The sequence below is a fragment of the Psychrobacter sp. AOP7-C1-14 genome (assembly GCF_052376135.1).
In the GTDB taxonomy this organism is placed as follows: domain Bacteria; phylum Pseudomonadota; class Gammaproteobacteria; order Pseudomonadales; family Moraxellaceae; genus Psychrobacter.
On record NZ_JBQSVH010000032.1, the window covers coordinates 1 to 12,096 of the forward strand.

Below are 12,096 nucleotides of genomic sequence, written 5' to 3' on the forward strand. Positions count from 1 at the left end.
CCTGTCGTTGACATCACTTATGTTGTTATCACGGGAGACGAGAATGTTATTGAAGGTGAAGAGGCTGAATATACAGTCAAATTTTTAGATGAAAGCGGTAGTCCTGTTATCGTTACTCAAAACACCGATGTCACCGTCACCTTTAACAATGTCAGTACTCAAGATACAGACACCGAATATAATAATGCCCAAACCATCACTGTCACCATACCTGCAGGACAATCAAGTGCTGCGCTTAACATCGACACCATCGATGACTATCTTGCTGACAAAGGTGAAAGTTATAGTCTCACTATCACGGATATTGGCACTAACGAATTTGAAGCTGTCGACTTTAGTGACACGACAACTAACAGTATCACTACTACTATCAATACTAACAATTTAGGCAATAGCTCTAATGAAGGCGGACTTGATAGTAATGATATTGTGTATGTTCAACTAACAGGCGATGATAGCACTATAGAAGTAGATAATGCCTCGCTGACACATACTTTATCGCTTGTAGATGCTGATGGTCAGCCCGTCGAATTACCTGCAAGCGGCAGCATAGTGGTTAACTTATCTTATCTTAATGATGAGACCGCTGCGGCCGATTTTGATGCGAGTAGCAAGCTGACTGCGGTGACGTTTAATGCTAGCACTGGTAATCAAATTATCCTGACCAATACGGTATTAAATGATCCATTAAAAGAAGGCATCGAGAATTATCAGCTAGCAATAAGCTCTGTTGATGGTACCAATAGTGGCTTTGAATCTGTTCAAATTGATACCGAAAACAGTGTCACAGGCCAGATTGTCGATGACGTTGACCTCAAGCCTGATGTAAATACTGTACAAGAAGATGGCGTTTTAACCGCGACAGGCAATGTATTAGCTAATGATGAAGTCGGTACCGAAACATCCGTCAGCTTGCAGAGTCAGCCTAGCGATGCAAATGATTATGGTACGTTAACCTTAAACGAAGATGGCTCGTATACGTATGTTGTAAACAATAACAACTCTAAGGTACAAGCCATTGCTAAAGGGGAAGCAATCGACCAAGTATTTATTTATCAGGTAGGTGGGATTACTCAAACTCTAACTATTACTATTAATGGTGCTAACGACGCGCCAACCTTGGATATCTCTGGTAATAGTAATACCACTATCAATTATGCAACAGTTTACCAAGAGGGTGACGTCCCTGTTGCTATCAGTGACAGTAGTGCCATTGCTGATATTGATAATAACGATACGATTGGCAGTGCACTTATTGTCTTGAGCAACTCACAAACAGGCGATTTAATTGCCATTGATGAAGGTGATCTACCAACAGGTATTTCAGCCACCTTGTTAGGAAATAGTCGTATTGAGTTGAGCGGCAGTGCAAGCTTAGCTGACTACCAAACCGCTATCGATGCCATCACTTTTGGCAACACCTCTGCTACCCCTAGCGAAATAGACCGTATTATTGAAGTGACAGTCACTGATACAAATAATGCTGATAGTAATACAACAACGACGATTATCAATGTGGATGCGACACCGCAAGCAGTCGATGATACTGCAAGGGTTGAAGAAGGTGGGCTAAGCATTAACAGTGCCACTGAAAATCTAAATCTATTATCTAACGATGATTTGGGTACGCCAAATACAACCATTACGTCATTCACGTACTTAGATGAAAATGGTGATAGTCAAACAGTAACAACAGGCACTGTAGTCGATACTCAATATGGATCATTAACTATTAACGCAGATGGCACGTGGTCATACATGTCGGATGATACATCGGATAATCTAGACGGCATTATCGATAGTATCTCTTATACGATTACAGATGCCAATGGTGATATCAGTACTGCTGACTTTAATATCACAGTGGATGACACACAGCCCACGGCACTTATTCCTGAAGTTATATTGAATGAAGATGACCTAACTGGTGGCACCGATACGACGCCTGATGCGCTACGAGCGATGCGTAACCTTGGCATCACTAAAGCTGCAGATGATATAAGCGATATAGTATTCACTGGTGTTACCACAGCAGGGTTAGAAGCCTTATCACTTGAGTCCAATGGCGAGCCGTTGACTTACGAGGTGAGTAATAACGGTCATACGGTGGTTGCTAGTGCCGTAGGTAGTGAAGTGTTTACCATTACTTTGACCAATCCTACGGATAGCACTGGAGGTGCGCAAGCGTTTGTATTTGAGCTAAAAGGTCAGCTAGATCACACTGATGGAGTTACCATCACCTTACCTGTCAAATATGAAATTCAAGACACGGACAGTGCCACGATACAAAAATTTAATGTCAATATCGAAGATGATAAGGTATTGGCTAAAGATGATACACCTGTAAGTGCGGTAGAAGATTCGTACGTTGATGGTGATGATAGTACGTTACTTACCGGCAATGTGATTGATAACGATCGAGGTGCGGACGTAGATTTAAGAATCAATACCTTTACTTATTTAGATATAGATGGCAATACGGTTGAAGATTCTACCGAATTTGGAGTAAATCTTGAAACGCCAACAGGTACCTTAACAGTCAATGAAGATGGCAGCTGGACGTTTGCTGCTAATAAATCGATTGATAATCGTGACCCTGTACCTAACTTACAAGATGATGGCTCATTCAGTTACACACTAATCGATGCAGATGGTGACGTGTCAGATGTTGCTAATCAGCCTATAAGCGTGACAGACACCGCACCCGTTATCGAAAGTGACGAAAGTGTCGTTTTAAAAGAAGATGAATTGTTCCCTGATTCGGGTACTGCTAGCACTTATGTGGCCAAAGTCGATTCCGCATTTACGGTCACAGGTAATAAGGATAATATCTCTGATATTTACTTTACCGTTGCCGACGGTAGCCTAATAAACGGCCGTTTCCAGAGTAGTGGCCTACCGCTTTATTATCGCTATGCTGAGGTCGATGGCGTAACCGATTATAGTACTCTATATGTGTCGACTACTCGGAATGGTGAGCTGATTGCAGATACGGTCGATAATCCTAACAATAATGTCGTATTCAAAGTGGAGATTAACCCTGAGGGTTTGCCATACACTAGTGAAGATGCTCTAACTTATACCGCCACCCTCTATGATACGATCAGACACGATAATATTGATGCTGATAATGATGGTAGATTAGACAATATTATATTTGACCTTGATTATGCAGTGGTCGATGAAGATGGTTCGATAGCGGAAGATCAGTTCGATGTTGAAGTAGAAAATAGACTGTTTAATAAAGATCTTGATTTCACTATTAATGAGGGGGATTTTGGGGATATCACTGAGGATGAAAACATTGCTCCAAATGGTAAGGATGCCTTGTTAATCAATGCTGCTGAAAACTTTGATGGCGGTGTGGTCACCATATTGAATTATGATCTATCGTCATCGATAGATTTGCTAAGTGGCGATTTGGTTTATATTGATGTCAATGGTAATGCCAGTGATGCCAACGGTCTGTATACGTCTGAAAACCCAGCCGTCGTTGGTAGTTTGAGAAATATCGGCAATGGACAAATTGAGTTTAATCCAGAAGAGAACTATTCGTCTATCGCGACACCAAATAATAGAGCAGATTTACCAGACATACCGAACAGTTATAAGCAAACCCCTAATGAATTTAACGATTTTTATAGTGTGATGTTCAATCTCCGTATACAAGATGGAGGAAGGATCTCGACCAGTAGAATTAATATTGAAGTAGATCCTGTTGCTGATGCGCCTATTATCGTTATTGATGATAATGAAGTTGATATCGTTGATGGTATTTATACCAACTATGTTGAAGAAGAGTCATCGACTCAGCTTAGTTTTATAGCACCAATCATTGGTGATAATGGGGGTGAGGCCAGTACGGATCTGAGTGACTATGATTCAGACTACGTGAGTGGCGCTATAAGCGATAACGATGATGATATCAATGGTGGGTCAGTCGATCGTAGCGAACGGTTTGGGGCGATTACATTAAGCGGATTACCTGAGGGCGCCCAGCTATTTTATATTGATGGCAATGGCGTTCAGCAGGTCATTATTGCTCCCACAGGAGATGATGGTACTGTCACGATTAAACTCACCGATGGCACTCATATTGCCGATAGTGAGTTTACGGCTGATGTTGAGATGACAAGTGACCAGTTTGAATCATTAATCGTCTCTCACCCAGAACAAGATGCCACTAACTTTACAGTAACTATGAGTGTCACTGAGTATGAAGTCGATGAAAATGGCGTCCCTTATCCGCTAGAGCCTAACGACTCCAATAGTGCGGATCCTGATGGTAGCTTGATAGCAGAAACCACATCAGTGGATGTACTGATTGATGTGCAAGCAGTGACAGATGCGTCGATTATTGATCTAGTAGAGCCTAATACGCCGCTCCCACCTGGCACGACTTCTATTACTCTGGCAAACGACCCTAACAATGGCATTGATAAAAACGATACGATCAATGCGGTTATTGACGAAGACAGCAGTCTAGATTTGCAATCTGTATTGAATGAAACGTTTATAGATGTCGATGGCTCAGAACGGTATTGGTATTCTATTAAAGGATTAGAAGATCTCAATGGTCAGGTGGTGACAGTCAATGGCACCAGCTATACCGTAGGTAAGAATGGCACAGTCATACTTCCAAAAGTGAAAGTAACGAGTGATGATCTAGACCCAAGCTTTACTTTTGCACCCCCAGCAGATTTTGCGGGTGTGATTGAGGCAACGCTTACGCTAAATACTCGAGATAGGGATTTAGATTCTGCAAATATTGCTCCGACCATTCAGACCGAGAAAACATCTGTAAAATTAAATATAACGGTAAATCCTACCATCGATGTGACGGCAGTGGATCCACAGGCAGGGACTGAGGATACAGCGATTGCTCTATTTACAATAAATGATGCTGGCGATTCAGTCTTTACCATCACTGATCAAGATGGTAGTGAGGCATTGTCAATAATGGGTATTTTGAAAGATCAAATTGATGATTTGATTACTGCAGGTGCCGAAATTTCTCTAAACGGTGTGCCTATCACAACAACAGATCTGACAGATGAAGGGCTTTATTATGGCTTTAATGTCGATGATTTGAATGGCTATACTATTATACCGCCAGCGCATAGCAGTGCCGATATTGCGCTCACTTATTTTGTCGAGACTACCGATGGTTCGGTTGATAGTGACAACCCTATTACTGGTAATGAAACCTTTGATGTCATCATTAAGGTCACTCCAGTGGCTGAGAGTGCGGATACCGATAGCGATGGCGACAATAGCAATGATGTAGCTCTCAACCCAGACCATACTTATAGCACACTAGTATTTGAAGATGGTGATGATGATGGTGTGAGCAGTTCTGCACCCGTCTGGTACGACTTATCGACTGATATCGGCTTTAATTTACTGGATGGTTGGTCGAACGAAGATGATACTAACGACTTTGGTGGACCGAGCCATAGCAATGCTCGTACTGATTCAGAAGAGACCTTTGCCCGTCTGATCGTTCAGATTAAAGATGACAATGGTGAATGGGTCAATGCTGCTGGTGCTCAGTTCCGTTATGATAGCGTAGGTGAGACGCAGACTGTCACAGCAGGTAAAAATGGTGTAGACGTACCTGTAGCTGGGCTTAGCAGCTTGTCATTTATTCCGCCTAATAATTACTCAGGCGAACTGCGTATTCAGGAGCAAGCGGTTACTATTGACTATGATGAAAATGACGATACGGCAACAGATAAAGTCGTATCTGGCGAGTCTTTTCTTTACCTAACTGTGACGCCTGTTGCTGATGATGTGCTGCTTAGCGTGCAACCTGCTCAAGGAGAGGAAGATGCAGGTAGATCTAATGGTAATCCAACCGATGAAGATAGCTATACACCAGATGACACTATTGACAACCCTGAGGGAGGTATTGCGCTTAAGATAAAGGCACAGTCTAAAGATAAAGACGGTTCTGAAACCTTCAATGTCACTATTGATGTGATACCGGATGGTGCCTACCTTTATGTGTGGGATGCTGATAAAGGCGCAAATGGTGGCTATGTTTTGATTGACCAAAACTATGGTGCAGTCAATGATGTTACCACGGTAGATAATGCTGATGATACATGGTCGGTCACGTTGACTGATTACCAAAGTGATAAAGTGCCATCCTTTATACCGCCACTGAATAGTAATGACAACTATACGCTACAAGTCACTGGTGTATCAGTAGATGGCATGGATACCAGTGATCCTAGTGCGTCATTGGCATTACCTATCAAGATTGACACGATCGCGGATAAAATCCTCAATGATGAATTGAATGAAGTTACCTTTGATTATGGTGGGCAAACCTCTGATAACTACGCGGTCATCCTTGAAGAAAGCGCATTGGATGCCGCTAACAGTGAGATAGCCTTTAGGTCTATTTTTAAGACGCCAGGAGATATCCGATCTTACGATGATGATGACTCTGAAATCGTGACCTATGTCATCACAGGTCTTGATGATAGGTTTATGATGCAAGGAGCCGACGTGACCTTTATCGGTGGTGAAGGCACTGCTAGGCAGTGGGTGGTGACGGATGAAGCGATCAATAATGGCGATATAATACTCAAAACCGAAGACAATTTCGCAGGCGAAATTAACTTTAATATCAAAGGCGTCAGTACGGAACTAAAAGGCGGTAGTGAGGCAAGTCAAAACCTCCAGCCTGTACAGATATTTGTCAAGCCAGATGCGCTTGATAATGATGTGGTCAATCCTATTGCTGAGCAGAATGAAAACGATTCTGTCACGTTAGACTTTGAGCCCGCCTTTAGACGTACGGATAATCCAGATGATTGGACATCAGGCGTTGAAGAGTTAAAGAGTGTGGCTATTAGCTTGACTGACCTTGAGGATCTGGGTGTTCAACTCACCGTCGGTGGCGTTGTTATCACAAGTGCTAACCCCGAAGTTGATGCTGGGTTTTATACCATCGAACGCGATTCAGACGGTGCGTTACCTGAGACTAGTATCATTGCTATTGCAGCTGAGCCTGCCAGTGATGAGCCTGATTTCGTCAACCATAAATCAGGCAATGATGTCTATCAATTTGGTATCAAATACACAGTGACGGATACCGTCAGATCCACTAGTAATGAGGCAGCAGATATCGTCTATCAGACGACGCTAACCCGTGAGACGGACTTCGTTGTAGATGTTTTACCTGATACTGATTCGCCAACATTGGACAATCTTGATGAGATTGAGACTTCAGAAACTATTGATATTGTTAACACCGATACGGCTGATAATGAGGTGATTAAAACGATCACTCTCACCTCACCAGATTTAGATGGTTCAGAGGTGTTTACACGAGTGCAAGTAGACGGTGTGCCCGATGGTATTTTAGTGGCCGTTGATGCTGATGGCAGTAGCAACTTCGTAGAAGCAGTTAAAGCGGGCGACACATGGTACGTCGACTTTGCCGATGAAACCATAGACACATCTATTACGGCGAGCGTAGATATCAAATTCAGTATCAAGGCAGGCTATGATGTGGATAGTGTAGAGAACTTGCCTATTACCGTAACTGCTTATAACCAAGATGCACCTGATGTTGAGCGCTCGGTAGAGGCAAATTTCGACTTAACGCTTATCACAGGTACGACGGATGGTGGAGAAGAACCTCCTGAGTTGGTAGCAGATCTCATCGTGCAGCCCATAACCTTGACTGAGGATGGTGCAGCTGAACCTTTGAGTAGCTATATTACTGCTACGTTAAATGGTGTGGCGTATGCTAATCAAGCCGCCGCACCTTTCTCCTTTACCTTAGACAATCTACCTGATGATGTGCTGTTGAGCTACAATGGCTCTGATCTACAAGTGTCAGTAAGTAAACAGGGCGATACGTGGTTGATCAGCGGCAATGCGACTGAAAACACTGATATTACTACTATATTAGATGATATTACGTTTGTACCTACAGGTGATTTTAGTACCAATATCACTGATAAGTCTAGTGCTGACAACGAAGCGATTACCTTAGATGTCTTATTTACAGGTACGGATAGTAATGGCGACTCTGAGACTGTGTCAGCCGACAATCCAGCGTTTCCAATAAGTGATCCAGGTACTAATGACAGTACATTGATTGTGCTGCCCATTACTGATTACTTCGGTTTTCACGAAGACGATCCTACCGCAGTACAGAATGACGATAATATCGTGATAGAGGAAGATGAAGAAAGAACATTGACATTAGATCTGACTGCAACTGTTGATGCAGGTAATGTTGAAATTATCAATGGCAATGTCTATTTTCAGTTCGCTAATGATGCTTCCATCAACGGTACGCTTACGGATACCAATGGTGAGCTTTTAGAGCCAGTTGTTAATCCTATGGGATTACCTGAAGGAATGTATTTTGCCTTACCAGTGGGCGCAGATAATCCAGCGTCTGTAAGTTTTAACTTCGTTCCTGATGTGAACGAAGATGGTACAACTGTGATTGAAACGTATGTAGTACATAAAGAGGCGACAGATATCCTAAATCACGATACGACTACGCTAGTATCGCGTAAGGACTTTGAAATTACTGTTGAAAAGGGCGCTGATATCTTGCTATTAGTCGTTGATATGGACGCTTCAAGCTTAACCGTGGATGAAGATCAGGGCGAGAACAATGTCAATGCGGTCAGTATCATCTATGAGGCTGTACAGACAGATGAAGACGATCAGCCAGCAACCTTCATACTGGACAATGTCAATGATGACTTCACCGTCTCCTTTGTTAATGATAGTGGAGATATCATCATAGCCAATAAAACAGGGATAGGGTCGTGGAGTTTGCCAAGTACCGACACAAACCCTACGCCTGAAATACTTATCCAAGCCCCAGAGAACTATAGCGGTACGAGCAGCGCTGATATTTCAGTATTAAGTGCAGATGGACTACAGGGCGATGTCACGACCGTGGATCTTATGTTTAAGCCAATAGCTGATGGTGTTGAGTTAACCCCGCAGAACTCAGCTGGTGAAGCCTATACATGGGTTGGATTAAATACCAATGCTAAGATGGAAGATACCGATGGTGTTGATGAAGGAGGTAGTGAAACACTAACATTGACGATTAGCCCCGAAGATGGCAAACCCTTTGATGAATCCATGCTATTTAGGATTGGCGACATAGGAGAGGTTATCGGCTTACGTAATGCTGATGACGATGGCGATGGTATCTCTGAAAGCTTAGACGGGATATCTGTTGAATTTGTAGCAGGTAGCTATGTGTTGAGTGGCGTGCCTAATAATAGTATCAATGATATACAGATTCTGTATCAGGCGTATAATGGTACCATCACTTATACAGGCAAAACTGTTGAGACCTCAGACCCTGGGCAAGTCTCCAACGAAATAACCGAAACTGCTGATTTGAACTTGAGTGAGTCTGTCGCTATCGAAACAGGAGCTCAAAACGACACTATCACTACCACAAATAGTAGCACTACCGTAAATTCTGGCGCAGGTGATGATAGAGTCACTGGCGGTGCTGGTGATGACCTCCTCGATGGTGGTACCGGTGTCAACACACTCGTAGGTGGTGCTGGCAATGATGAATTAGTATTCTCTGCTGATAATACTTTAATGGATGGTGGAGACGGTATCGATACCTTATTGATCAATATGGCTAGTACCACTATCGATTTTGGTGACATTTCTGGTGACTTTGATAGTAGCGTGATTAGTAACATTGAGGTGATCGACCTGACTGGGAACGATACGCAGTCATTGATTAACATCGGTACCAATGATGTGATTACCATGACCGACAGCAATAATGAGTTATTTATTAATGGTGATAATGATGATGAAGTATCTGTGACCGCAGATTTCGTGGAGCAACAAGTATCCGATCAAGCAGACTATACTCAGTATCAAAGTACAATAGATCCAACAGTTAGTTTGTATGTCCATAACGATATCACCATACTATAAGCAGGATGGTTCGGAAGCGATGTTTTTAGGTTAATTGCTTTTCTATTTACTCGTTAAACAACGAACAGCCCTAACTTATTATGGCTGTTCGTTGTTTGGAGATATCAACCTTATAGGTTGATTAATGTACTAAGCTATGCTGAAAAGAATTGTAGGGCCAAACTTAGCAAACTAACGACTCAATAGTGAATTTATCATGATTGAGAAAACCAGAGCTTATAGTACAGTTGTTAAAGCTGAAGCCATTAAAAAGATAGCCATCACCACGGTAATGTTTCAGCGACTACAAAGCAGCTATAGTAGTCATGCAGACCTTATTTAACTAGCAAAGCAAAGCTGATGAATGCAAATTTATTGGTACTAAGCAATACAACCCTGAACTCACATGTATTATAGAAGAGAATAAACGTCTGAAACGTGACCTCAAAGTTTCGCCATGAGTAGCCCTGATTTACCAACTGTATCGTATCTTTTGATAGTACGTAGATTTAGGTCAGGAAAAACCAATACGGTCTTTTACTATTAAGTAGTAGCAGACGCTTTGCCAGTGAATTTTCTTTTGCTTGAGCTTGATATTAGTGAACAAGAATGAAAAATAGCGCCCATTGCCGGCGCTATTTTTCATTCTATTTTATAAGTAAAATTCAAGATTACTTATAGGCACACACTATTTTTAGTAGTTGGCTTTGATTTGTGTTTCTAAGAAATTGGCCGCGACATCATTATACAGATCACAATAAACTTCTGAGATATCAGGATTGGTGTTTTCTTTTTCCTGTATGCCTTTTTGATTATAGGAAGCGCTGTATATCAAGCCTTTGTATTCAACAGCGGCGATGATATCGCCATATTCATCGGTATATCTTGCAGCTGATAGCTTATTATTGATTCCGATGTTTTCTTTGAAAAGATTGGTGATGGTTTTTTGTGTTTTCTGGTTGGCAATCCATTTATCTATGGTCATGCTACCTTCATCTTCGTCTTCATAAAAGGTATAGAAATCTTGATTAGGGGTTTCTAAAAGTATATAGCATTGAGAGCCGTTAGGAAAAATAGAGTTAAAACTGCTAGGAAAATAAGATAAATCAGTGTCAATACCTGTTTCAGCGTCGAATGGCTGTTTGCCTACGCCTGAAAGATCAAGGGTTTTAATGTCATAAGTTGAATTAACGGAAGCACTTCCTGAACGAATACTTAGCTTAAACGTATCACTATCAACAAAGCTAATGTTATAAAACTGACTATCAAAGTCTTCAGGTACCGCAATGAACAAATTTTGGCCAGCGTAAAACTCTAATTCAGAGACATCACCTAGGCTGTCTTGATATGCAGTAGGTGAGCTTCCTACAATAGTAGATATTGTCTGTATTAAGCCGCTGTTACTAAACCTATAATCGAGCTTACCCCATGCTGTTTTGTAATCTCCATCGTTTACATCGGTAAAAGGGTCAAATACTGTGTAGCTTAGTTCGTTATTAACGATAGGACCATTATCGTCTCCATTGCTTACAACGTATTGACCATCATCATCTCCGCCACATCCTGTAAGTACTAAGGCGCTGGCCAATGCGAGACCTGTATATAATTTATTAATTTTCATATTGTTACCTATTGTTAGCTTTCTGTAAGAAAGCAATCATAGTTAAAGCTATGCATAATTGCAAAACAAAATTCCAGTCTTAACGTTATCGCTACAATACCAATCTATTTTATTGAGTAAAGCTATTCTGATTATTCATTAAAAAACCTACAATTTGTAAATTATGTCATTTAAGCAGCAAATAGTAATGGTTTGATTTTTAGTAAGAGAGAAAGGCATGGATACAGGTATTATTGAAGACGTTAATACTCAAAACTCACGTATCTATGAGACTTCGATGATGAATACTAATGATGTTGTACCCTCAAGGATTCAGCAAAAAGAAGCAATGGGAAATCAGTAGGTGATCAAATGCCTTTAATAATTCTAATGAGACTGAAGTGGGTGTGAAAGAGGAATTTAGGTGAACTTGGCAAATGAAAAAAGTCGACCGTGCGTTTCAATGGATTGTTAGCGAGAAAGTAGATAAACACTAAAATTTTACATGACCGCCATGTCATACCTGTTAGGTAATGCAAAAAGTTGGTGGTTCTTTG

General features: G+C 41.5%; 3 protein-coding genes and 1 pseudogene. 3 read left to right on the top strand and 1 reads right to left on the bottom strand.

All coding sequences use genetic code 11. From position 1 onward, the window contains the following. The coding region (locus tag ACT3QN_RS13395) for a VCBS domain-containing protein (protein ID WP_444523949.1) at positions 1–9,960 on the top strand (9,960 nt) is incomplete at its 5' end. Between the two features lie 196 nt (positions 9,961–10,156). Continuing rightward, positions 10,157–10,394: pseudogene (locus tag ACT3QN_RS13400) on the top strand (transposase); the annotation flags it as partial. A gap of 239 nt (positions 10,395–10,633) precedes the next feature. On the opposite strand, the gene ACT3QN_RS13405 reads toward ACT3QN_RS13400, so the two are convergent. Next, the gene (locus tag ACT3QN_RS13405) at positions 10,634–11,560 is read right to left on the bottom strand and encodes a hypothetical protein (protein ID WP_444523948.1); all 927 of its coding nucleotides are present in this window, start codon (positions 11,558–11,560) and stop codon (positions 10,634–10,636) included. Between the two features lie 217 nt (positions 11,561–11,777). Between ACT3QN_RS13405 and ACT3QN_RS13410 the strand changes: the two genes are divergently transcribed. Then, positions 11,778–11,903: a hypothetical protein gene (locus ACT3QN_RS13410; protein ID WP_444523947.1), complete on the top strand. Its 126-nt coding sequence runs from the start codon at positions 11,778–11,780 to the stop codon at positions 11,901–11,903. Positions 11,904–12,096: the final 193 nt, after the last annotated feature.

Coding starts and splice junctions, on each gene's coding strand:
- ACT3QN_RS13405 (WP_444523948.1), bottom strand. CDS start 11,560: ATGAAAATTAATAAATTATATACAGGTCTCGCATTGGCCAGCGCCTTA.
- ACT3QN_RS13410 (WP_444523947.1), top strand. CDS start 11,778: ATGGATACAGGTATTATTGAAGACGTTAATACTCAAAACTCACGTATC.